Source organism: Photobacterium marinum (assembly GCF_000331515.1).
GTDB lineage: Bacteria > Pseudomonadota > Gammaproteobacteria > Enterobacterales > Vibrionaceae > Photobacterium > Photobacterium marinum.
The window spans coordinates 1-23815 of sequence record NZ_AMZO01000017.1 but is presented as its reverse complement, the minus strand read 5'-3'; the positions used below and the strand labels follow the sequence as shown (position 1 = coordinate 23815).

Here is a 23815-nt window from a genome sequence, read left to right as displayed (position 1 = left end):
TATATAAAGAAATAGTTCAGCCATACAAAAGCATTCATTTGCCTGAAAATGAAAATCCCCGTCAGAGAGTACAGCTTCTGGCGGGGATTTTCTTTTGCTTAGTTTGGGTGCCTTAACGCCTGAGAATTACAGGCTATGCTCGGTACGGGCGATGATATCGTCCTGTGCTTCTGGTGACAGAGCCGTGAAGAATGCCGAGTAACCGGCAACACGGACAACCAGGTCGCGGTATTGCTCTGGATTTTCTTTAGCGGCAAGTAATGTATCTCGTGACACAATGTTGTACTGAACGTGCCAGCCTTTGTGGTGGTTGAAGAAGGTTCTCAGCAGCATGCTTAGTTTCAGTTTATCGCTTTCACTTTCGACTGAAGCCGGTGACAGTTTCTGATTAAGCAGAACACCGCCCAGGATTTTATCGGTGTGAAGTTTACCTACCGAGTTATATACCGCCGTCGGGCCTTTAATATCTGTACCAGATGACGGGCTTGAGCCTTCAGCCAGCGGAGTTTTCGCTTTACGACCGTCAGGTGTTGCCATGGTAGCGGAGCCGAAAGGCACGTTAGCCGAAATACTGGATGTACCGGCATAGTAGCCTCCGCCAATAGGGCCGCGTCCGTGTCGGGTGTTATGGAAGTTTGACAGAGCATCGATATAGGCCTGATAAGCTTCAATCAGCAGGTTATCCACTGTGTCGTCATCGTTACCGAATTTCGGTGCAAAGTTTTGCAGGCGAAGTCGAAGCTGTTCTCCCTCGCTGTCGGCAAAATCATTAGCAAGAGCATCGGCCAGTTCCGGCTGGCTGATTTGCGGCTGGTCGAAGACCATATGTTTCACTGCTGCAAGGCTGTTACCCAGGTTAGCAATACCTACCTGAAGGCCGGATACCCAGTCGTATTTTGCGCCGCCTTCTTTCACTGTTTTACCGCGTGCCAGACAGTCATCAACCAATGATGAGCAGAAAATATCGTGAGCCTGTTGTTCCAGTACGGAGTCAACCACACAGTCAATTTCGATTGACTTTCTGGTGTAATAGCTGATTTGGTCACGCCATGCCTGCATAACGTCGTCGAAGCTTTGGAAGTTGTTATTGCTGAGTGATTTATCGTGCTCCAGGAAAGTCTCACCGGTTGTAGCATCACGACCACCATCAAGTGCAGCCAGCAATACGCGGGCAAAGTTAATGAAGCTCATACCGGTACAGCGGTAACCCCATTTGCCCGGAACGGCAGTTTCGATACAGCCGATAGCAGAGTAGTTGTAGGCATCCTGGCGTTCGACACCCATTTTGATGAATTCAGGAATGACGATTTCATCATTGTTGAAGGCTGGCATGCCGAAACCGCACTTGATGACATCGATACAGCCCATCAGGAAGTCCTGATCCAGGCCTTCATGATAACGAACACTTAGGTTTGGCTGGGTTGAGCGAAGCTGACCACAGGATTCCAATATTGCCCATGACAGACTATTGACGGCGTCTTTTGGTTCACCAAAATTATCAAGTTGTTGACCGCCAATGGTGACATTCTGATACAGCGGACTTCCGGCAGAGGCTTTTGAATGGCTGCCTGAACGGATTTTGTTAACTTCAAGCAGTTTGAGCCAGCAGCTTTGTAGAAGCTCGATAGCAAACTCACGACTGATGGTTTGTTCAAGGTTAACATCCTGCTCGTAGAAGCTGTGAAGGTATTGGTCCATACGTCCAAATGACACAGAGTGGCCGTTTGATTCAATTTGAAGCACCAGTTGAACGAAATAGCAAAGCTGCAATGCCTGCCAGAAATTACGCGGCGGCTCAGTAGCAATATGACGGCAGTGTTCAGCAATGGTACGCAGTTCTTTACTGCGCTGCTCGCGGGGTTCATGATCTGCCATCGTTTGAGCAAGGTCGGCGTATTTCAGGATGTGTTGCTGAACGGCAAGCAACACAATTTCGACAGATTTCAAAAACTGTTCGCGTTTCAGATCGTTCCAGTCAGCCAGATCCAGCGCAGAACGATGCTGGCGTGTTTCTTCAAGCAGTCCGTTAAGGCCGATTTTTAACAGTTTTTCATTATCTACGGCAAGGTGGGCATCGCCAGATGTCATGTTACCTTCTGCTTTGATAATGGTTGAAGCCAGGATTGCTTGTTGCTCATCAGTAAACAGGCCATAACAACGATCCTGTACTGTTTTTCCTCGCCAGTATGGTGTTAGTTGGTGGATGGCATCTTTGTCTTCCGAAGTCACTGCAAAACCAGCACCCGGACGATCGGCAAGATCATCAATTTCTGCTTCAAGCCAGCGTACGGTGTACTCAGGAAAAATAGGTGCAGCCCTTACTTTGCTGGCCTGATTACCAACAATCAGTTCATCGTGTTTAATCCAGATCGTCCGGGTTTGCAGGTGTTCGGCCAGTGCCAGTGCGCGTCGAACGACAACCGGCTTATCTTCGTTTTCCTGATAAGCTCTTGTATAGGCTTCAGCCCGTTCGGTACAAATCGGCGGTGTCACAATATTGATCAACGCATGTTTATGGGCCTGAATTCGCTCTGGTAAATGGTTCAGTTTCATCTTGTTACCCTCTGATCTTCACGTTAATTGTTTGTACTGGATGTGTGCTTGCATACGAACAGGCTGTCTCCAGCAGTTCCGGTTTGTTCAATGGTTTGTCGGCACATAAATACGGCATGTCGAGCAGCTGGTATTTATTGATGCCGAGGGTGTGATAGGGCAGCAGGTGGAGCTCATCGCAGTTGTCCAGCCCTGCTGCAAAATCAATAATCTTTTTCAGTGCAACTTCATTGTCATTAAATCCAGGAACAACAGGCACACGGATAATGATCCGTTTGGCATGTTTTGCCAGTTTCTCAAGATTTGAATGAATCCTTTTCAGCGAGCCGTGTGCCCAGCTTAGAAAAATGTCGTTATCGGTGTGTTTCAGGTCGGTCAGCCAGCAGTCAATGTGCGGCAGCACCTTTTCGATGTTCTTCCACGGCACATGAAGGCAGGTTTCGACAGCCGTGTTGATACCTTCTTCGTGCATGCGGCTGGCAATGGCGCTGACCATATCCGGCTGGAGTAGGGGCTCACCACCGGAAAATGTTACTCCGCCCTCGCTTTGTAGATAGAAGGGTTTGTCTTTCAGTAGCTGTTCACACAGCTCATCAACGGTTTCTTCTTTGCCACAGACAGTTAATGCCTGGCTCGGACAGACGTCTCTGAGATTTTCAATGTCATTGGTTGTCAGGCAGTCACGGTCGATTGTGAGAACGTCGTTGTCGTCCCGGTTGATATGATCGCTTTTGTCCTGACATAAATTGCAGTCAGAAAGACAAAGCCTTTGATCATAGAGTAATGACAGATCAGGGCTGCGGCTTTCCGGGTTTTGACACCATGGGCAGGCGAGGCTGCATCCTTTTAAGAAAAGGATCGAACGGATCCCGTCGCCATCATGGGTTGAGAAGCGTTGAATATTGAAATACACGTTCACCTCGGCCTTTTAGTTTTGGCGGTTTTTAACTGGTAAATGAAATTGGCATCTTTCGTTTATCGAAACTTTAGTTGTTGTGAACGAAAGTTGAGTTGATTTTGATCAAATTGTCGTTAACTCATGCCAGCTATAGTTAGCAACAACAGAACAAGGTGAGGTATGTACGATGTTAGAGTTTTATCTTGATACAGCTGATGTAGCGCAGGTTGCACGTTTTAACGAATGTTTGCCGTTACGCGGGATCACCACCAATCCGACAATTTTGGCGAAAGGTGGAAAGGGTCTTAATGAAGTGCTGGCCGAGATGGCTGAAGTGTTAGGTGCTGATGCACGTTTCCATGCGCAGGTTGTCAGTAAGACGGTTGATGGCATGGTTGAGGAAGCAAAACAAATTAACGAATTGCCATATGACATGGTTGTTAAAGTACCTGCGACAGAAACAGGCCTTGCTGCAATCCGTAAAATGAAGGCTGAAGGTATTCAGGTGCTGGCAACCGCGATCTACTCTGCACATCAGGGATTCTTAGCGGCGCTGGCTGGTGCAGACTATCTTGCTCCTTACGTTAATCGTATCGATGGTATGGGAGCGGACGGTGTAAAGGCAGTTGCTGATTTGCAGCAGTTGCTGGAAAGGCACGGTTTGAATAGCAAAATTCTGGCGGCAAGCTTCAAAAATACTCAACAGGTCACTGAAGTGATGAAGTTAGGCATTGGTGCGATTACCCTGCCAGTTGATGTGATGAGCCAGATGTTGGGACACCCGGCGGTTGAGCCTGCTGTTTCGCAGTTCAGTCTTGACTGGGAAAACGCATTTGGTGAAAAGCTTTCATTCGAAAGTTAATACCAATCGGGATAAGTACTTATCTTCAGAAATAAAAGATAAAAAAATGAGGGCGTTAGCCCTCATCAAATGGTTTACATAAATATTATTGTTATTTTGTCTTTTTAGTAAGACATTGAAGTCTGACTAAGGAGATATTTGAATTGGTGTTCCATCCGGAACAAATTGCGCAATTTCCCTTATTTGTGGGTTATTTACTGCAATGCAGCCTCGGGTCCAGTCAACACCCTTATAAAGTAAAGGTTTATTTTTGCCATTAGGCAAGCCATGGATAAAAATATCTCCACCCGGATCTACACCTAACATTCTGGCTCTTTCAATATCCTGTTGGTTCGGGTAGTTAATATGAAGGCTCAAATGAAACTTACTTTGTCTGTTTCTAAAGTCAATTTCATAAACACCTTCCGGTGTACGATAGTCACCACGCTTGAATTTGTGCCCAACTGGCTGTTTTCCAAGACTAATATTGTATTCTTTAAATATTTGGTTGTTCTTGATTAGAAATAGTTTCCTTTCAGCTTTTTTTACCAGAACGTAATCCGCTGTTGGTCTGTCACTAAATGCAAAAACACTTTGTGAAATAACCAGTAATAATGATAGTAATAGGGTTTTCATTAACTACTTATTTTTATTTAGGTTTTATATATAGGGTGACACTGCTAAATAATTCAGAGGATAAATTCACTTATTCATATGGTTCCTTGTCCATTGGATTAATGATTAAAGTGATACGTCATCGCGACTTTTATAAGTTTTGACATCGTTCTGACATTGCTGACTTTAATAAATGGCCGAACAATTTTCAACCAGTTTTGTGGTCGGATTTGTTCTAAGGTGGTTAAATATTAAACACCATAAATTCAATCCATTGATATAAATCTGATAAATTTTTAACCGTCAAAAAATAATTTTTGCTGTCATTATTTTGTCGCCAATAACCCGACAGATTAGCAAATAAATTGAGCTAAAAATAAGCGATCAGGATCACCAAATAGCAAATGCCTCACAACTTCTTTAAGAACAGCAGCTGTGGGGAAAGTATTCTGCTATTATGCAACCGGCTTAATTGCTGTGGTTTGTTTATAAGCAGGGAGCGTTGTTGATGCCATCAAATCGTTATCACATCTATGTTCAGGAAGATACTTCGTATCAATTTTTCCAGTCTTGCCGCTTTTGGCAGGAAGCGGTGACTTGTGCATCTTCGAAGCAGACTCAGTTAAACACCCGAGTTTATATTTTTGACACTGATGCCAACACCAATACTGAAGATGTATTTCGCATTGATGAGGGCGGTCATCCAGTCAGTAATGGCCATTTGGCTCGTTCATTGTACCAGCAAGTAAAACTAACCCCGATCAATGAACTGACGTTGCTGGGAGTAACTGAGCCTCTGATGTTGGATAATGCTGTTATGACGGTTCTGCCGTTGGCAGATGCTTACTCTGAAATCCACAGGCTTTGTGGTGCAGAAGAGCTCACTCAGTCTTTAGAAGCTGAGGTATTGGCTTCACCATTCAGTCGTTCTTACCATGAAGAGAATGACATTGCCCTGATGGTTTATCGAGATGAGCAACTGGTGGCGACTGCGGTATTCAGTCGTTATATTGAAGATCACCGTTTTCCGGTTCATCGTGGTGAACTTTGCTATGAGTTGTCTCTGCATACTGTTTTTGTTTCAACTTCTTTCAGAAGACAGGGCATAGCCACCAGTTTAGCCAATACAATCATTAATATTGCTCGTAATGACCTTAAGCATCTTCACTTGCGCTTACTTGAGGCAAATATTCGTTTGATGCCTTGGTTCTCTGCATTAGCTTTGACTCCGGGTGGCGAGGCGATCTGCGGAATTCTGAGTGAAGCATTTACAGATATGAATGACGATGTCATTGAGGAACTGATGGATGACGGTTGGGCAATAAGTTATCAGGATCCGGTTATTTTTGTCGAAAGCATGGCTTAATGTCGGCCTTCAAAACCGGAAACCTCGAATAGCGCGGGTATGGTTCACATTGAACCATACCTATTTTTGTTACTAACTTGCCGGATTAATACGCTTCATTCGCCGCTTGATATTCGATCTGGTTACGACAAAATCAAATAAAGGCGCAAACAGGTTGGCAAACAGTATTGCCAGCATGATGCCTTCCGGATAAGCCGGATTGATAACTCGTATTAATACCGCCATTACACCAATTAACAATCCGTAAGCCCACTTCCCGTTATCAGTAAAAGCGGCAGAAACTGGATCTGTTGCCATAAACAACATACCGAAAGCAAAGCCTCCGAGTACCAGATGCCACCAGAATGGCATTGAAAACATAGGGTTGGTATCCGAGCCGATAATGTTGAGCAATGTTGCTGTGACGACCATGCCAATAAATACGCCGACTACAATACGCCACGATGCGATTCTCATAAAAATGATCATGGCACCGCCAAGGAGCAACCCTAAAGTGGATACTTCACCAATGGATCCGGGGATATTGCCTATAAAGGCATCCATCCAGGTGATGACTTCTCCGGTGGCATTATGAATCAGTGCGGTTGATCCGTTGTCGGCCCATTGGGTTAAGGCTGTTGCGCCGGTATAGCCATCTGCCGCTGTCCAGACCAGCCCGCCTGAAATCTGCGCAGGATAAGCGAAATACAGAAAGGCTCGTCCCGCCAGCGCCGGATTGACAAAGTTTCTGCCTGTACCGCCGAATATTTCTTTAGCGACAACAATACCAAAGGTGATACCAAGTGCTGCCTGCCATAAAGGTAGAGTAGGGGGCACGATTAAGGCAAACAGAATTGATGAGACGAAGAAGCCTTCGTTGATTTCGTGCTTACGTACTACAGCGAACAATACTTCCCAGAAGCCACCGACAATGAATACCGTAATATAAATTGGCAGGAAATGCATAGCTCCCAAAAGGAGTTTACTTCCCCAACCAGCAGATTCAGCCAACGTTCCGCCCAGTGATAGGGTTGCAGCATAACGCCAGTTTTCATCAATAAGTGAAGCAATTTGTTCCGGTGTGTAGATGCTATTGAGAGCCACAATAGCCTGATTACCGACATTGTACATTCCCCAAAATAAAGCCGGGAAGGTAGCCAGCCAGACCATTATCATGATGCGTTTCAAATCAACACTATCGCGAATATGGGTTTGTCCGGATGTTACTTGACCGGGAGTATAGAAAATCGTAGCGACAGCTTCATACACGGCATACCATTTTTGATATTTACCGCCGGGCTCAAAAGCCGGTTCCATTTTTTCAAGAGTGCGTTTAAGTCCCATTTAACAGCCCTCATATCAGACACTAAATAATAAGCGTATGAAGTTAACCAATGTAAATTACTGTTGTAAGTTACGAAGGTCGGGGCTGAGTGGTTCATTTAGGCGAGTTAATTTAAATATAGATGTGGTGTTAATATTACTCAATTATTCTATTGGTGAGTGTAACTGCAAGTTGATGTGTTTCTTGTGTTTCTTGTGTTTTTATGTCTAAGCTTCAGGCTCTTAATGCTTTTTCTTCGCTGTTTTTAATTTGGTTAAGACAATAACCACATTATTAGTGCTGTATTTTTTGCTGTAATAACACTAAATAATGTGTGGTATTAGGCTGTGTGGAAAATATAATATAAAGTTGAAGTTATTTAAGCTAAGTAAGCTTATTTTGTCATCTCTCGATTATAGAAGGACTAAACTTCGACCGAGTTGTGAGTATTGAACCATAATAGATACTTAAACGTATCTTTAACTAAATTGTTTTATTCGTAGTTTATATTGCTAGCGTTTGGCATTGATTACACTCGCATCATTATGACCTTATCGGTGCGGGTTAAGGAGCCGACATGGATGAACTCGCGATTGATCTGGCACGATTTCAATTTGCTTTTACCGTCTCATTTCACATCATCTTTCCAGCTTTCACTATCGGGCTGGCAAGTTACCTTGCAGTACTTGAAGGCCTTTACCTTAAAACCGGTAAACATAAGTACATCGAGCTTTATCATTACTGGGTGAAGATCTTCGCCATCAGTTTTGGTATGGGTGTCGTCAGCGGCATTGTGATGAGCTACCAGTTTGGTACTAACTGGGGCGTTTTCGCTGATAAAACAGGCCCGGTACTGGGACCGCTGATGGGATATGAAGTCTTTACTGCCTTTTTCCTTGAGGCCGGTTTTCTTGGTGTGATGTTGTTTGGCATGAATCGTGTTGGTAAAAAATTGCATTTCCTTTCAACGTTGATCGTCGCAATAGGCACGTTGCTGTCAGCATTTTGGATTTTATCCGTTAACAGTTGGATGCAGACACCTGCTGGTTACTCGGTTAATGAATTGGGGCAATTCATTCCAGAGGATTGGTGGGCGGTTATCTTTAATCCTTCTTTCCCGTATCGATTAGTCCATATGGTGTTGGCTGCTTACCTGACAACAGCGTTTGTTGTTGGCGGTGTTGCTGCTTATCATCTGTTGCGATCCCAGCATAACCATTTGGCCAGAACCATGTTTTCGATGGCGATGTGGATGGCGGCGATTGTCACGCCTATACAGGTTGTCGTCGGGGATTTACATGGCTTGAATACCTTGGAGCACCAGCCTGCTAAAGTTGCTGCGATGGAAGGGCATTTTGAAACTCAGAAAGGCGCGCCTTTGATCTTATTCGGGATTCCGAATGAAGAGACTAAACGAGTTGATTACAAAATCGCGATACCTCACTTGGGTAGTGTCATTCTCAAACATGAATGGAATGGTGAAGTGAAGGGGCTGGATGCCTTCCCTGAAGATCAACATCCCCCGGTAACTATAGTTTTCTGGAGCTTCCGAATTATGGTCGGCCTGGGTTTCCTGATGTTGGCTATAGGGCTTTATAGTCTTTGGCTGCGAAAGAAAAATGAGCTCTACCATAACGAACTGTTCCATCGCTCTTGTGTGGCGATGGCACCGGCCGGCTTTATTGCCATTTTATGTGGCTGGATAACAACAGAGGTTGGTCGTCAGCCGTATACCGTATATGGCTTACTCAGAACGGCGGACTCGGTTTCTCCTGTTGACGCTGCTGCTGTCAGTGTGTCATTGGCTGCTTTTGTCGTCGTCTATTTCAGTGTTTTTGGCGCCGGTTTCTTTTACATTTTGCGCTTGATGCGTAAGTCGCCGACGAAATATCAGGAGGCACTGGATAGTAAATCAGCCAAAGCCAGCCCAGGAATTACCACCACTACTCACTTGAATCCTTAGGAGGCCATATGGATTACGCGCTGATATGGTACATCTTAATTGCCGTAGCTGTATTTGCTTATGTCATTCTGGATGGCTTTGACTTGGGGATCGGCATCTTGTTCCTGGGCGGAGAGTCAGAAAAGGAACGAGATCTGATGATGAACAGTGTTGCTCCGGTCTGGGATGGTAATGAAACCTGGCTGGTGCTGGGCGGTGGTGGTTTATTTGCAGTTTTTCCGCTGGCTTATTCAGTAGTTATGCCTGCTTTGTATGCGCCGCTGACTATGATGTTACTCGGGCTGATCTTTCGCGGTGTTGCTTTTGAATATCGGTTCCGGACAACACGAGGAAAGTTCCTTTGGGACAGTTCCTTTTTCATCGGCTCGCTGGTGGCAACTTTTACCCAAGGGATGATGCTGGGGACTTTGTTGCAGGGTATAGAGGTTGCAGGACGTCAGTACAGTGGCGGTTGGTTTGACTGGTTTACACCATTTAGTGTTTTTTGTGGATTCGTGACTGTCGCAGCCTACAGTTTGCTGGGGGCTTGTTGGCTGTTGATTAAGCTGCCTACACCATATCTCTCTCGTTATTATTCAATAGCTAAAAAGTGTGCATTGATTATGGTTGTGATGGTGGTTGTTCTCAGCATTTGGTTGCCTTTGGGGAACAGCCAGATTGCAGAGCGTTGGTTCTCATTTCCGCAGGCCTTATTGTTCCTGCTAATTCCTGCGGGCTCAACGTATTTGGTTTACCTGCTGTTTAAAGACCTGATTGAGCACAAGCCGGTGAAAGCTTATCTGGCGAGTTTAGGCTTGTTTTTCCTGGCTTCGTTAGGCTTCGGTGTAAGTACATTCCCGTATATTGTGCCGCACAGCCTGACTTATACCGAAGCCGCAGCGCCCGATACCAGCCTGAAATTTTTGTTGAGCGGAGCAGTGATTCTGCTGCCGTTAATTATTGCTTATACCGCTTATTCTTATTGGGTTTTCCGCGGCAAGTTGAATGAAGATGAGGGGTATCACTAATGAATCCCTGCTTTAAACGATGGCTGTGGTTTATTGCGTTATGGTGTGGCGGTGTCTTATCTGTGTTGCTGCTGGCTATGATAATACGCTGGGTGTTGTCTCCAGCCTGAGAGCATGCAGTTGTTTAAAATCAGAAGGAAAATAATAGCCGGATCATAAGTGGATATGATCCGACTAAAGTTAGAGCGAATGAGTCAAAAGACAGTGGTCAAGTTCTTATAGAACTTCTTCTGCTTTTATGTCTGCATCTTGCGTTTGTTTCTCTCTTTGCAGTTCTGTCTCTGGCGCCGGATATTTTTCCGGAATATGCTCTTTTCGCTGTTTATCCCGCCCCAGCATCAGCAGGCAAGGGGTGAGGATCAGCGTAAGTACGGTCGCAAATGCAAGGCCACCGGACACGGCTGTTGCCAGCTGTGACCACCATTGGGTACTTGGCGCTCCGAACTCTACTTTACGGCTTATAAGGTCAATGTTCATCTCAAGTACCATTGGCATTAGACCAAGTATGGTGGTGATAGTGGTTAACAGCACTGGCCTTAAACGCTGGGAGCCGGTGTGCATGACTGCCAGGGTTTTGTCGTAGCCTTTTCTCCTTAGTTGGTTATAGGTATCGATAAGAACAATGTTGTTATTAACAACAATTCCAGCAAGGGAAATGACCCCGATACCGGACATCACGATTCCGAATGGACGCTGGAAAATCAGCAATCCGAGGAAAACGCCGATGGTTGAGAACAGGACGGCGCTCAGAATCAATAAGGCCTGATAGAAGCTGTTGAACTGAGTGATAAGGATCAGTCCGATGGCGGCCAGTGCGACTAAAAATGCCGAGAATAAGAACGCCGATGAGTTTTCCTGCTCCTCATTTTGCCCCCTGAGTTTGAACGAGATGTTCTCTCCAAGTGGGAGCTTTTCCAGTTCAGCCTGTACTTTAGGTAGTTCCAGACTGAGGTTATAGCCCGGAGCCATGTCTGCCATGACTTCGAGGACCCGTTTCCCGTCAATACGGCTGATAGTTCCTTGTTTTGGTGATGGCTGAACCGTGGCGAAATTGGTAATAGGGATCAAACCATACTGAGTTTTGACTCTCAGTTCATCAAAACGGCCAATGTCACGCTGGTTGCTTGGGTATCTGACCAAGATATCAACTTCATCATCGGTATCATCAGGCAGATATTCGCCGATTTTCAGGCCGTTGGTAACGAACTGAACGGTATTGCCGACTAATGTTGCATCGCCGCCAAAGCGTGCCGCATCATCGCGGTTAATGTTGATTTCCCAGTCGATTCCTTCTTTGTTGTCTGAGTCTGAAATATTGGTAAAAGCCGGTTGAGATTCAATCCAGTGACGTACCTGTTTTACGGCTCTCGACATCTGCACGGTATTGGTGCCGCTGATCTCAATAACCAGATCATGATCGCTTGGCGGTCCGGCTTCAGGGAATTTAAATTCCAGCTCAACGCCTGCCAAATCTGCTGTCTTTTCACGTAATTCAGCAATGATCTCTTTCACTGGCGGGCGGTATTGCCAGTCTAATGGGTTAAGAACAATGTAGCCGATCTGATCATCACCGCCGGTACGGGTGTAAACACTGCTCAAACCTTCTGTACCCAGAACCCGGCTTTCAATTTTCTGCATGAGCTTATCTTTTTCATAAATAGATAAATCGCCATGAGATCGGGCCTTAATTGTAAAAAACGGGGGATCGACTTCAGGGAAGAACACCATCCCAAGCCCGGCTTTTGAATAGCTAAAACCGATGGCAGCAGCAAAGAGCAGGGCACCAATCAAGATTTTCCCTGGGTGACGGATGGCAACGGCAAGGGTGGACAGATAAATACGAGTCAGCCCTTTAGCCTGGTCAAAGTGACCTCTTTCTAGGGCAATTCGCCGTTGTCGCTCCGGTTTGCTGATATGTTGAGGTTTGCCGATAACACTCCCCAAAACTGGAACAAACAGCATTGCCATGACAAGAGAAGCACTAAGCGTAGCTATCAGGGTTAACGGCAGATAACGCATAAATTCACCGGTAACATCAGGCCAGAACAACATAGGAGCAAACGCTGCCAGTGTCGTTGCTGTCGAAGCGGTTATTGGCCATGCCATACGCTTAGCTGCTTCCTGGTAAGCTTGTTTACGAGGAATACTTTCCTGCATCCGTCGATCAGCGTACTCAGTAACAACAATTGCCCCGTCTACCAGCATACCGACCGCCATGATCAAGGAGAACAGCACCATGATATTGATGGTCAGTCCGCCCATCGCCAGAACCAGTAGACCCGTCAGGAAGGAGCCGGGAATCGAGATGCCGATTAGTAAAGCTGTACGGGAACCTAAAATTGCCAGAATCACCACAACCACAAGAATGATTGCAGACAAAATATTGTTCTGCAGATCATTGAGCATAATTTTGACATCTTTGGATTGATCCAGCGTGTATTCGACCAGAAGGTTATCCGGCCACATTGATGTCTTTTGGGCTTCTTCAACAACCTTTTTAACAATTTCAACCGTTTCAATGATGTTTTCACCAGCGCGCTTTTTAACATCGAGTACTACAGCGGGTTGACCATTCAGGCGGGCAAAGCTGTTTGGATCTCGGTATGAGCGACGAACGGTCGCTATATCGCCGAAGGTTACAACAGTATTGCCGTCAACCTTTATGGGCAGTTCAAGGATGTCTTTGAGCGAGTCAAATACCGACGGGACCTTAACTGAGAATCGACCGTGGCCACTATCGATAAAGCCGGCAGCAACAACCCGGTTGTTCCTGGCGACTAGATTAAAAACATCATTCTGGTCGAGTCCGTAACTTTCCATCAGTAAAGGCTCAACCAGCACTTCGACCACATCTTCACGGTCACCGGCAATATCGACTTCCAATACTTGCTTGAAGCTCTCTAGTTTATCTTGCAGTTCCCTGGCAATTTGAATTGTGGTCCTTTCAGGAACGGTACCGTAAAGAACCATCGACAGGATAGGGTCGAAGCTGGCAATGGTAATTTCGTGTACTGTGGGTTCGTCACTTTCATCGGGTAGCTGAGCTTTGGCGATATCCACCGCTTCACGAACATCGGTCAGCGCTTCGTTCAGATTGGCTCCGGCGTTGAATTCAAGGACGACGGAAGCATATCCTTCTGCTGCCGTCGTACGCATCTCTTTTACATTTTCAATCGACTGTAATTCTTTCTCCAGAGGTCGCGCCAGTAAGCGTTCAGAGTCTTCAGGGCTTATCCCTTCATGGGTGACAGAAGCATAGATGATCGGAATAGCGACGTCTGGATTCGATTCTTTTGGGATCACCTGATACACCACGATTCCGGCTGTCAGGATGAGTGCCAGCAGGGTGAGCATTGTTCGGGAGCGGCTGAGGGCCGCATCTATTATCGCAAACATCAGTTACTCTCCGCGTCTCTGACCGGAATAACACGGTCGCCGTTACGGACAAAGCCCTGACCTGTGGTGATGACATTAACCTGATTTTTAACGCCGCCTAACCATACTCCGTCAGGTTCAACCTTGACGATGGAAATAGGAATAAATTTCACTTCGTTATCATTGATGATGGTTTTGATTCCAAGGTTGCCGGCTTCATCTAATGCCAGCATGGATGGAGTGATCTTGACTGCTTGCTGTGTATCCAGCGCAAGGGCGACATCAGCACTGATTCCGGCTGAGAGTTTCATTTCTGGGTTGGGGATTTCTATCTCAACTGCAAAGGTATTGGTTTGTTCAGAAGCAACTGTTGCTTTGTAGCGTAATATACCTGAGGCCGTCAGGCCGGTTATCAGTGAAATTGACGCTTCTTGTCCGTTGTAAACTTGCAGTATATGGCGTTCGCTAACATCGGCGCTGATTACAAGTGGATCAAGGTCGACTACAGTGGCAACCGGATCACCTATGCCAAGGAAATCTCCCTTTTCTATATGCAGGATCTCTACAATGCCATCGAATGGAGCTGTAATTACGGTATTTTCCAGCGCCAGCTCAAGGTTTCGAACCGTTGCCTTGGCCTCAATAAGTGCTGCCTCTGCCTGACTGAAAGCGACTTCGCCCTGCAAACCGCGGTCCCTGAGCGATTTTGCCGCTTTATGTTCTTTTTTTCTTACAGTTAGCAGTGCTTCGGCACGCTTTAATTGAAGTTGACGGTCAGCTTTATCAAGCTGAATCAGTGCCTGACCTGCTTTTACTCTGTCTCCCTTACGCACACGCAATGCATCAACTTTTCCGGAGACTTCAGCTCCCAAGGTAGCTTGTCTATCCGGAGCTGTTCGACCGTAAAGAGAAATCGAGCGGCTAATTGGTTGGGTTTCGAGGGTAGAGATAACAACTTTTGCGAGAGGGGCTGAGGATGTAGATTGGGTGTTTGCCGAGGAGTCTGAGGGCTCCTGTTCAGGAGTGCTGTTGATACCACTTAGCAACCAAATACCAATTGCAAGCAGGATAAAAATGGAAATTATCCAGGGGTTTCGTGAGATTGTCTGTTTGAATGGGATCATTTGCTACTTTCCTTGTCAGCATTTTGTTGGATCTTTGGTCGCTACACAGGAGGAGTGAAATTTTTTATGCCAACTGCGCTGTTATGAAGTTGAATATGATAGCAATTTATCGCCTCGTTTATTGGCTGCATTGTTAACTTTACATCCTGATTCACAAAATGCCCTTAAGCTGTATCAGGATGTGGTCGCCTATCTATGAAGAGATTTATAGAGAAACGCATTTCCATGAAGGAACGTATCATTATTTCGGTATCCACGGTTAACGGATCCAGGCATTTCCATTTGGGGCTGAAAGCACAAAAGGGGATTCGTTGGGCCGTGGCTGCTGCTGTAACCGTATCACTCGTCACCCTTGGCTCGATCTTCTATCTAATGAATGAGGTCGATTTTGCCAAAATCAAACAGGAAGAATTGGAAAAGCGTTCTTACTCTCTGAATGAAGAACTTGATGAGCTTAAAGATCTAAAAGATGAGCTGGAACATGATCTTGGTGAAAGGGAGTCTCGGTTAACCCTTGTTTCTGACAGGCTGGGGGAGTTGGAAAACTTGCTCGGTGTGAATGCTGACGGTGAAGCGCCTCTGGAAGCGCGGTTAGATGTCGCAGCCATTAATTCTGCAGTCAGAGTTGCAGTGCTCGAGAGCTTACCGAATGGTGCTCCGGTCAAAAATGCCCGACAGTCATCACAGTATGGTAAAAGGAAGCACCCGGTTACCGGTAAGGTTCGCTTACATGCTGGTTTAGATTTTGCGGTCAATATCGGAACCCCTATCTATGCCCCGGCTGATGGTGTTGTTGAAACTGTTCGTCCAAGTAATAAAGGTTCGGGTAATTTCATCCGGCTTCAGCATTCTTTTGGCTTTACATCTTCTTATTCACATTTAAAGAAGTTTGCTGTCCGTAGCGGAGACTTTGTCAATAAGGGCGATCTGATTGGTTACTCTGGCAATTCGGGTTTGTCGTCCGGGCCGCATCTGCATTATGAAATCCGGTTTGTTGGCAGGCCATTAAATCCACGCCCGTTTGTTGATTGGGGAATGGATAACTTTGAACATATTTTCGAAAAAGAGAGAAAAATAAAATGGGTATCTTTAATAAACAAGGTGGAACAACGAGTCAGCACGCAACTACAACTGTCATCGCAAAGGGCTGTAACATCACAGGAGAGCTCCAGCTAGCATGTGATATTCAGGTTGATGGTATCATTGAAGGTAAGCTGCGCTTGGAGAAAACCTTGGTCGTTAGTAACTCTGGCCGTCTGAAAGGTGAGATTTACGCCGACAAGATCGTGGTAAACGGTCTGATTGAAGGTACTTGCTATGCTAACGCAATTGAGATTCTGGATAAGGGAAAAGTAACGGGTACGATTTACTGTGACGATCTGAGCATCGATCGCGGTGGTTGCTTCCTGGGTAGCACTCACCCGGCAGAAAAAGAGCAAGTGGTAGAACTTTCACCGAAAGAGAAAGCGTCTGCAAAAAATATGAAGAAGAAGCCAGAGCAGAAAGCGGTTAACGAGTAAGCCCTGTTTTGTGATTTTATACAAATATAAAGCTCACCTTTTGTGGTGAGCTTTTTATTTGCTAGTGATTTTGTGCTTAATCCCAGATTCTACTGTTATCCAGATTGAACTGGTTGGCTTTCTGGTTAAAATAAGCTGTTATATTATTATTTTCATAGAACAAAATCATATGCTGATGTAATTGCATATAAATGCCATCAGTACCTTATTAAATTCATGGCTAAATGTTTAAGTATCAGGGAGATAGATGTCTGAGACAAAGAGAGATAAAAGACTTAAACAGCTTTCTGAGCTTTTGGTTGGACGCGAAAAGTTACATTTAAAAGATGCAGCCGATAGTCTTTCTGTATCTGAAATGACAATTCGACGCGATTTAAGCGATTCAAACCCCTTTATCAGCCTTATTGGTGGCTATATTATCAATAAGCAAGTTAATACAGCCGAACGTGAGTATGTAATTAATGAACAAACAATAAATAACGTAAATGAGAAAATAAAAATAGGCAGTCACGCGGCCAGCTTAATTGCTGAAAATCAAACTGTTTTTTTTGACAATGGAACGACAATAGTTCACATAATTCAAGCGATTAACGATAAAGTCAGCTTTACTGGTGTTTGTTTTTCGTTAAATGTTTTTCTGGCTTTGAAGAGCAAAACAAATTGCAAAGCAGTATTGTGTGGGGGCGGTTATGATCCCAGGTTTAATAACTTCTATCCGCTCGGTGTTAACAGTGAGATAGATAATATACGGTTTGACTTAGTATTTCTTTCAGCCGCAGGTGTTGATATTGAACATGGTATCACTTGTTACTCTTTTCATGAATTACCATATAAAATGCGGGCAATAAAACAAGGTAAAAATGTAATACTGGCTGCAGATCATTCTAAGTTTGGAAAAGTAAAGTCAGCATTTGTATGTAAGTTGTCAGATATACATCAGGTTATTTCTGACACTGAACTACCTGTGGAATATAAAGCCTATTTCTAGCTGTTAATATTAATTTGGGTAAAGAAGGTGTACAAAATAGTTGTTCACTAAAATGGTAATTTATACGAATTAAAAAAAGAGGCTTTATTAAGCCTCTTTTTCTTTATTGCTTTTTACAATGTTGATTCTTTACTTCTTACTACGACGCAGGAAGCCAAGACCAAGCATAGACAGCAGACCGAAGATACCGAATGAACCACCGGTGCCATCGTAAGGCTGAACTGTTGCTTTTGGTGCCAGTGAGTCACGCTTTTCAACTTCAACTTGCATAGTTACAGTTGAATCTGGAACTACAGAGTTTGCAGACTTAACACTTACCGGACGTTTCAACTGCATTGTAACGGTGTAAATGCCAGGAGTAACGCCTGCAACATCCAGCATGACTGTTTGTGCACCATCTTTAGTAAGTTCTTTCTGAGGCAAGCTAGCTGTTTGCATATCTTCAGGCATTGGAGAGAAAGAAATTTCGGCAATGTCACCAGATCTAGCATTTTTACTAGCAATTGGATACGCAACCTGAATAACACCGCTTTTGCTTGGAATTAGGATTGGTGCACCGTCAGTTTCACCATATTTATACGATAATGCCATTATTGCAGAGTCATGGTCGGATGAGCGATATGGGCTTTTTTCATAGAAACCATTACCGTTATAGCCTTTATACGCATCTTTGTAATCGTACAGGTTTGACTCGGCAGCATTGATATGCCAATCAGTAGCATCAAGCAGTTTATCTTCTAGGCTTTTTGTTATCAGGATATGATCCAGTGAGCCAATTTCGTCATTGTAAGAATAACTCCAGCTTGAGTGGCCTTTTTCTTTGTCTTTAATGCTGACAGTGTTAAGGAAGCCATATGATTTAGTAATTGTTGCTCCATTTGGACCAAACTGAGGCATCTTACCAATATATGTATAGCTTGCTGCTTTTAGCGCCTTGCCTGTTGGGTTGTTTGTCAGTACCAGCATTGGATCTTCATTAGCGTAAGAGTTCATATCACCCATTACAACTTGATCACCGCCCATCTTAGCCATTTCTTCACCGAGTTGGACTGCTGCGGCTATACGGAAGTTCTCACAGTTACCCTGGAAATCTTCATTTTTTACCTCATCTTTTGATGGGTTGAATCCTTCCTTTTCTTTCCACTCTTGCCAACCTTGCCAGTCCTCCCAGCAGGTAGAACCTTTGGATTTAAGGTGGTTAACAGCAACAGTTAATTTTTTACCAGTATTATTAACTTTGAATATCGCTGTTACAGTGTTCCGCTGGTAATTTTTACCGTTTTCACGAACTTCAGTGTTACCATATTTGTCCGTTTCAATAATTGGTGAGCCATTTTCGTCAGCAATAATCGGAGCTTGTTGTGATGGCATTGGGATGACTTTTGAGTACTCAAGAGTTACTTTGCTTGGGCGATAAAGGAGACCCGAAGTAATGACGTCACCACCAATTGAGTCTTTCTCGTCAATAATCGCATTGCCATCTGAGTCGAAACCAACAAAGGCATATTTTTTATCTGATAGGTAATCTTTGTGATAGTTTATGTTTATTCCATCGACAAGTTGAGAAATTGCACTTAAGTCACCGAAACCGTTATTTTCGATTTCCATCAACCCAATGATGTCTGCATCAAGGCCATTTATTGCTTTTATGATTTTATCGTGTTGACGACTGAACTCAAAATCAGATGGAGCACCTCGGTCTTCACCATGACTATTTTCAGCTCCACCGAAAGGTGAATTGAAATAGTTAAGTACGTTTTGAGTTGCAATCCTCAGCGCAAATTTATCGTAATCAACTTTATCATTTAGCACTGGCTTTGATGTGCGATCAAGGTTATGAACAATTTTCACATCGCCGTCATTTACATTAATGACTTTTTTAACTGTTCCAGATATTTCATTGGTTGCGATTAGTCTATATTCATTGTCTGAATATGTCAGTGTACCTTCTAGACCGATCACACTATCATTAATTCGAATGTAATTTTCTTTAGGTTTTTCTTTAAACTTAGGGAAATAAGGAATCACACCATCGCTTGGTGATGCATCGCTTTCGACGATTAAACGAGAGTTTTTGTTTTCTTCCGCCTGAAGGGCTGATTCAATACTACCTGCAATATTGTCCTGGTTTGGATGCATGTTTGGTCGCTTATATGCCAAAACCATGTTGTTACGGCTTACATCATAGTCACGGCTGAAGGTACGAGAAACGCGCATATCTTGAGCACCATCTTCATTGGGGTCAAGATCCTTCGGTAGTTTAACCAGCATGCCTTCATAGCGCTCTAAAGTGGCTTTGAAGTTAGTACCATCCTTAGCTATACGCTCAATTTTCTCAGCGGCAGGAACTGTTGCTTTTGCTTCTACAACTTCCCACTTATCATCGGTTGGTTCTAGCTGAGTACGATCTGATTCTTCTTTAACAATCCCCCTAACACAAACTTTCTGGCCAATCATGCCAGAATCGACACCGGATTTGGTCGCAACAAAAATACCGTCTGAGGTTTCGTTGTCACCATCAGAGCTTTGAATATAAAAGCCGTTCTCTAAAGTGGTAGTAACATTTGTTACAACGCCTGTAACAAGGTATTCCTCATCACTTTGTAAGGTATCTTTATTGATCAAAGGGGAGTGGAAACCCTTGCCTTGAATGTCAGCAATAGTTTTTGAATTGACTGTGCCTGCGGCATCCTTACAAGGGGTTTCAACTGGTGGTTTATCAGCTAATGTTGGGTCACCTAGGCCACTGAAAGTATCTTTTGCTTCTTCAACCCAATCTGTGGTGCTAAATGTGGTTTTAGGCTTTTCTGCTTGCTCAATACGACGGAATGTTTTATTGCTTCCCCAGTATTTTTTATAGGTGGCTCTTCCTATAAGATCGTGCTTAACATTATGATTGTCTTTATCAGCGATAAAAATTGACTCATCGCCATTAAAGTTCATTGAATTAAAGTTTTTATTATCGTAGATATATGTATCAGCTTCGATAATGTTTTTAGTGTCGCTAATGTTATCACGAACGGCTTTTTTTAATGCATCACTTGCTGATTTATCAATAATGACAGCAACTTCATTTTGTTTTAATTTGATGTCTTTTAATACAGAGACTTTCTTGTCAGTTTCTATGATGTTGTTATGTAAGCCATTGTTGTAAAAAAGGCCATAGTCATCATTAAATGAAAATTCAGAAGCTCCAATGTTTTTGATTTCAATTGCTTTGTTATTATCCGAACCTTCAACATATTCAGAAATAATAATATCGTTGATGCCTGCAAATGCAGGGGCGGCTAGGGCTGCTGTAATCGCAGCGGATAAAAGAGTTACTTTTTTCTTCATTGTTCTGTCTCTTCATTGCTCACTGTGAGTTTTTTGCGGGAGTCTTTCAGTGAGTGGAATTAGAAATAAACGCGTGCGTAAGCGTAGGCATCTTGTGAGGCTTCGCCGACATTGCCTTCAATTGCAATTACAGATGAGCGGGTAGGTTTAAAGTTCACACCAAGCGTACCCCAGGTACGACTGCTACCCCATTTGTGGTGTTTTGTATCCCACTGCTGGCTTGTTTCATCCCATTTCTCATAGGTTTCATAGTTAGATGAAGCAACCATTTCCCACTTTTCGTTGAAGATGTATTTTGCTGAAACCAATGCGCCTTTATTTTTCTGTTTCTGGTAATCGTTATAAGCACTAATAGGGTTATTAGGATCACTTACATCAACAACAGTTTTGCTATCTGCAATGTCTTCTTCTTCGTAATAACCGTTAATACCCAGTAGCACGCTGTCAGTTACGGCAAAACGCATACCAAAGCCGGCAAGCCATTGTTCACCATATTTAGATTCACCTTCTGAACCGCCGCGGCCCTCAAGACCTAGAACTGCAGAGAAGCGTTCGCCGAAGTAACCGAAGTAACCGTTAACTACATCACCAAGAAGGGAACCGGAAGAAGATTTTGCGTTGTAGCTGTAAGATGTGCCAAGTTTGAAGTCACCGTAAGTGCCTTCGTATTTTACAGTTGCATCCTGGTCACCGGCTTCGCCTGTTTCAACTGTAGTATCAAAGGTAAAATCACCCCATTTATCATAATCGTCGAACGCGGTATCAGTCAGACCAACTTCAAAATAGTGGTAATCATTTAATTGGTAACCCAGGAACATTTTATCAATGCTCATGGTCATATCACCGGAACCACCTTTCCAGTTTTCACGTTCGTAATCCAGTTCTAAACGATAGAAAATTTCGCCGTTTTTACCTTTGATACCCATTGTTGCGAATGAGTCATCAATGTAGCTGTCATCTGAATAGAATTCACCAGAATCAACATCAGCACCGAAATGACCACCAACACCGACTTCACCGTATAATTTCAGATAATCACCATTATCATCTTGGTAAATAGTGGCAGCTTGTAAGCACGGAGCAGCGAAAATAGCGGAGATAAGTACCGCTAAAGCAGTTTTATGAGTCGTTTTAACGTCCATTATGCGACCTTGTTTGTTACTATAGTAACATTGAGTGGTTTATTTTGTTCTTATAATCACACTGCGTATGTATCACTGCAACAAGGTGCTTTTGTTTTTGTGATAACTGTCAATAATGTCATTGATTTATAAATTTTCTTGTTATTTTCTTTTTTGTTTAAAATGTGATTATTTTCACATTGGTCGATTGTTGAAGTTTGGTTGGGGAATACCTTTGGGGAATGTTTTTTATCTGTGCTTGAGGTGGTTGGAATAAGCAAAAATTAATTGTCAGTGAGAAATTAATTCAGTTTAGAGTGAATAAAATTTCACTGTCTTTTAGGGGGGGATAGTATTAGCTTTAACTACACTGGTTAATGGATTTAGTTGATTGCTTATTTGTGAATTTAATTTTATTGATGGTTATTCTGGATATTAATTCACAATTTTATTTTATGGAAAAGTAGTTTTCAATACGATCAAAGGCAATATTAATAGTGTCTTCGTCAACACAGTAAGCCATTCTCACATGATGTTCGCCTGATGGTCCGAAAGCGCTGCCGGGAGTAACTGTCACCTTTGCATTATTCAGTAGGTCTATGGCGAATGAAGTTGAATTTTTATGGTTAGTCACAATTTGGGGAAACATGTAATAAGCGCCTTCCGGTTTTTGCCATGAAAAAATATGCGGGATATTAGTAAGCCTTTCAGCCATTAGAGCTCGTCGTTTTGCCAAAATAGACGAGTATTCTTCTTTGTGTGGTGAAGGGGAGGAGAGTGCGACAATACCTGCCAGTTGTGAGATCCTTGGCGCACATATCATCGTAGCATCATGAACCTTTATCGCTTCCTGCTTTAGCTCCTGAGGCATGATCATATAACCTAATCGCCATCCGCTCATAGCATAAGCTTTAGAGAATGAGTGCAGATAAACAATGTGCTCTTGGTATTTTTTGACACTGGCCAGATTGAAGAACTTTTCTTTGTTCTCATAGGTAAATGAGCTGTAGGGGTCATCGATGATGACAAAGATATTGTGTTGAAAAGCGATTTCTCCGACAAGAAGCAACTCCTCTTTCGTGAAGATTTTACCCGTTGGATTTGATGGTGAAACAAGCACGATGGCCTGAGTCTTGTCTGTAATTAGGCTTGGTAATGTTTCAAGGTTTAAGCGCCAGTTATTTGCTTCATCTAGAGGCCAGTAAACAGCCTTGCCATTGAATAGAATGATTTGCTGAATGTGGGAAGGGAAACAGGGATCGGTAAGAATAATTTCATCGCCGGGATCAAGCATAGTATGGAACATGGTGTTGAGCCCTTGCATGTTTCCTGCAGTGATCATGATATTGTCATCGGGTGATACCTGAATGCCAGTTTCAGCAAGGTGTTTTGCTGCGACAAGTTCCCGAAACTCAGGCAGTCCGTCGGGCAAGGTATACTTTCCTGCGTCTGGATCCTGATTAAGCCTTTCAATGACGCCTTCCCGAATATATTGCGGTGTTCTGAAAGAGGGGAGTCCCCATGCGAGCGAAACAGCGCCAGGTACTTTTGCACTTAACATTGCCATGTGTTTAATCTCGGATACACAGGCTTCGTGCACGTAGTCGGAAACGATGTCGGTGATAAATGTCATTGAGTAATGATAGGACAGGAAAGATCCCGCTGACGCGATAAATAGCGGGAGTAAGTAGGTGCTAGTCGATAGCTCATACAGTTTAACTGTGATTAAAAAGCAAAAAAGCCTGCTCTTGCGAACAGGCTTTTAATCTCTTTCGAGAAGAAGTGGTGCGTCTGAGTGGACTCGA

The 23815-nt window shown here is 43.8% G+C and carries 16 protein-coding genes; 7 read left to right on the top strand and 9 right to left on the bottom strand.

Going from position 1 to position 23815, the window contains the following annotated elements; translation table 11 throughout:
• Positions 1–126: 126 nt before the first annotated feature.
• Both C942_RS12035 and C942_RS12030 read right to left on the bottom strand, forming a co-directional pair.
• Positions 127–2553, bottom strand: a complete 2427-nt coding sequence (locus C942_RS12035; RefSeq protein WP_007466097.1) for a formate C-acetyltransferase/glycerol dehydratase family glycyl radical enzyme — start codon at positions 2551–2553, stop codon at positions 127–129.
• 4 nt (positions 2554–2557) lie between these two features.
• On the bottom strand, positions 2558–3466 hold the full coding sequence (locus tag C942_RS12030; protein WP_007466095.1) for a glycyl-radical enzyme activating protein: 909 nt from the start codon (positions 3464–3466) through the stop codon (positions 2558–2560).
• A gap of 172 nt (positions 3467–3638) precedes the next feature.
• On the opposite strand from C942_RS12030, the gene C942_RS12025 reads away from it, so the two are divergent.
• Positions 3639–4313 carry a fructose-6-phosphate aldolase gene (locus C942_RS12025; protein WP_007466093.1) on the top strand — a complete coding sequence of 225 codons (675 nt, stop codon included), beginning with the start codon at positions 3639–3641 and terminating at the stop codon, positions 4311–4313.
• Positions 4314–4439: 126 nt separating this feature from the next.
• Here C942_RS12025 and C942_RS12020 read toward each other — a convergent pair whose 3' ends face one another.
• Entirely contained in the window at positions 4440–4928 is a 489-nt protein-coding gene (locus C942_RS12020; protein ID WP_007466091.1) for a L,D-transpeptidase family protein, read from the bottom strand.
• A 487-nt stretch (positions 4929–5415) separates the two neighbouring features.
• On the opposite strand from C942_RS12020, the gene C942_RS12015 reads away from it, so the two are divergent.
• The gene (locus tag C942_RS12015) at positions 5416–6273 is read left to right on the top strand and encodes a GNAT family N-acetyltransferase (protein ID WP_007466089.1); all 858 of its coding nucleotides are present in this window, start codon (positions 5416–5418) and stop codon (positions 6271–6273) included.
• A 72-nt stretch (positions 6274–6345) separates the two neighbouring features.
• On the opposite strand, the gene C942_RS12010 is transcribed toward C942_RS12015, so the two are convergent.
• Entirely contained in the window at positions 6346–7596 is a 1251-nt protein-coding gene (locus tag C942_RS12010) for an NADH:ubiquinone reductase (Na(+)-transporting) subunit B (protein ID WP_007466086.1), read from the bottom strand.
• A 557-nt stretch (positions 7597–8153) separates the two neighbouring features.
• Here C942_RS12010 and C942_RS12005 point away from each other — a divergent pair.
• Positions 8154–9539, top strand: coding sequence for a cytochrome ubiquinol oxidase subunit I (locus C942_RS12005; protein WP_007466084.1), 1386 nt, complete (start codon positions 8154–8156; stop codon positions 9537–9539).
• A gap of 8 nt (positions 9540–9547) precedes the next feature.
• A complete protein-coding gene (gene cydB / locus C942_RS12000) occupies positions 9548–10546 on the top strand; it encodes a cytochrome d ubiquinol oxidase subunit II (protein WP_007466082.1) in 999 nt (332 codons plus the stop codon).
• Between the two features lie 216 nt (positions 10547–10762).
• Here cydB and C942_RS11995 read toward each other — a convergent pair whose 3' ends face one another.
• Positions 10763–13942, bottom strand: a complete 3180-nt coding sequence (locus C942_RS11995; protein ID WP_007466080.1) for an efflux RND transporter permease subunit — start codon at positions 13940–13942, stop codon at positions 10763–10765.
• Entirely contained in the window at positions 13942–15045 is a 1104-nt protein-coding gene (locus C942_RS11990; protein WP_007466078.1) for an efflux RND transporter periplasmic adaptor subunit, read from the bottom strand. Before C942_RS11990 ends, C942_RS11995 begins: the two co-directional genes overlap by 1 nt.
• A gap of 225 nt (positions 15046–15270) precedes the next feature.
• Between C942_RS11990 and C942_RS11985 the strand changes: the two genes are divergently transcribed.
• From C942_RS11985 to deoR, 3 genes are all read left to right on the top strand, one after another.
• The gene (locus C942_RS11985; protein ID WP_036799917.1) at positions 15271–16221 is read left to right on the top strand and encodes a M23 family metallopeptidase; all 951 of its coding nucleotides are present in this window, start codon (positions 15271–15273) and stop codon (positions 16219–16221) included.
• On the top strand, positions 16182–16565 hold the full coding sequence (locus tag C942_RS11980; protein ID WP_332308697.1) for a bactofilin family protein: 384 nt from the start codon (positions 16182–16184) through the stop codon (positions 16563–16565). The genes C942_RS11985 and C942_RS11980 overlap by 40 nt, the downstream gene beginning before the upstream one ends.
• Positions 16566–16812: 247 nt before the next feature.
• Positions 16813–17553, top strand: a complete 741-nt coding sequence (gene deoR, locus C942_RS11975) for a DNA-binding transcriptional repressor DeoR (protein ID WP_007466073.1) — start codon at positions 16813–16815, stop codon at positions 17551–17553.
• Between the two features lie 129 nt (positions 17554–17682).
• On the opposite strand, the gene C942_RS11970 is transcribed toward deoR, so the two are convergent.
• The 3 genes from C942_RS11970 to C942_RS11960 all read right to left on the bottom strand — a co-directional run bounded on the left by C942_RS11970 (position 17683) and on the right by C942_RS11960 (position 23577).
• Positions 17683–20889 (bottom strand): ExeM/NucH family extracellular endonuclease, encoded by a 3207-nt coding sequence (locus tag C942_RS11970; protein ID WP_007466071.1) that lies wholly within the window; start codon positions 20887–20889, stop codon positions 17683–17685.
• 59 nt (positions 20890–20948) lie between these two features.
• Positions 20949–22031 (bottom strand): porin, encoded by a 1083-nt coding sequence (locus C942_RS11965; RefSeq protein ID WP_007466070.1) that lies wholly within the window; start codon positions 22029–22031, stop codon positions 20949–20951.
• 427 nt (positions 22032–22458) lie between these two features.
• A complete protein-coding gene (locus C942_RS11960; protein WP_007466068.1) occupies positions 22459–23577 on the bottom strand; it encodes a pyridoxal phosphate-dependent aminotransferase in 1119 nt (372 codons plus the stop codon).
• Positions 23578–23815: the final 238 nt, after the last annotated feature.

Coding starts and splice junctions, on each gene's coding strand:
- C942_RS12035 (WP_007466097.1), bottom strand. CDS start 2,553: ATGAAACTGAACCATTTACCAGAGCGAATTCAGGCCCATAAACATGCG.
- deoR (WP_007466073.1), top strand. CDS start 16,813: ATGTCTGAGACAAAGAGAGATAAAAGACTTAAACAGCTTTCTGAGCTT.
- cydB (WP_007466082.1), top strand. CDS start 9,548: ATGGATTACGCGCTGATATGGTACATCTTAATTGCCGTAGCTGTATTT.
- C942_RS11965 (WP_007466070.1), bottom strand. CDS start 22,031: ATGGACGTTAAAACGACTCATAAAACTGCTTTAGCGGTACTTATCTCC.
- C942_RS11985 (WP_036799917.1), top strand. CDS start 15,271: ATGAAGGAACGTATCATTATTTCGGTATCCACGGTTAACGGATCCAGG.
- C942_RS11995 (WP_007466080.1), bottom strand. CDS start 13,942: ATGTTTGCGATAATAGATGCGGCCCTCAGCCGCTCCCGAACAATGCTC.
- C942_RS12020 (WP_007466091.1), bottom strand. CDS start 4,928: ATGAAAACCCTATTACTATCATTATTACTGGTTATTTCACAAAGTGTT.
- C942_RS12010 (WP_007466086.1), bottom strand. CDS start 7,596: ATGGGACTTAAACGCACTCTTGAAAAAATGGAACCGGCTTTTGAGCCC.
- C942_RS11960 (WP_007466068.1), bottom strand. CDS start 23,577: ATGGCAATGTTAAGTGCAAAAGTACCTGGCGCTGTTTCGCTCGCATGG.
- C942_RS12025 (WP_007466093.1), top strand. CDS start 3,639: ATGTTAGAGTTTTATCTTGATACAGCTGATGTAGCGCAGGTTGCACGT.
- C942_RS12015 (WP_007466089.1), top strand. CDS start 5,416: ATGCCATCAAATCGTTATCACATCTATGTTCAGGAAGATACTTCGTAT.
- C942_RS12005 (WP_007466084.1), top strand. CDS start 8,154: ATGGATGAACTCGCGATTGATCTGGCACGATTTCAATTTGCTTTTACC.
- C942_RS11970 (WP_007466071.1), bottom strand. CDS start 20,889: ATGAAGAAAAAAGTAACTCTTTTATCCGCTGCGATTACAGCAGCCCTA.
- C942_RS11990 (WP_007466078.1), bottom strand. CDS start 15,045: ATGATCCCATTCAAACAGACAATCTCACGAAACCCCTGGATAATTTCC.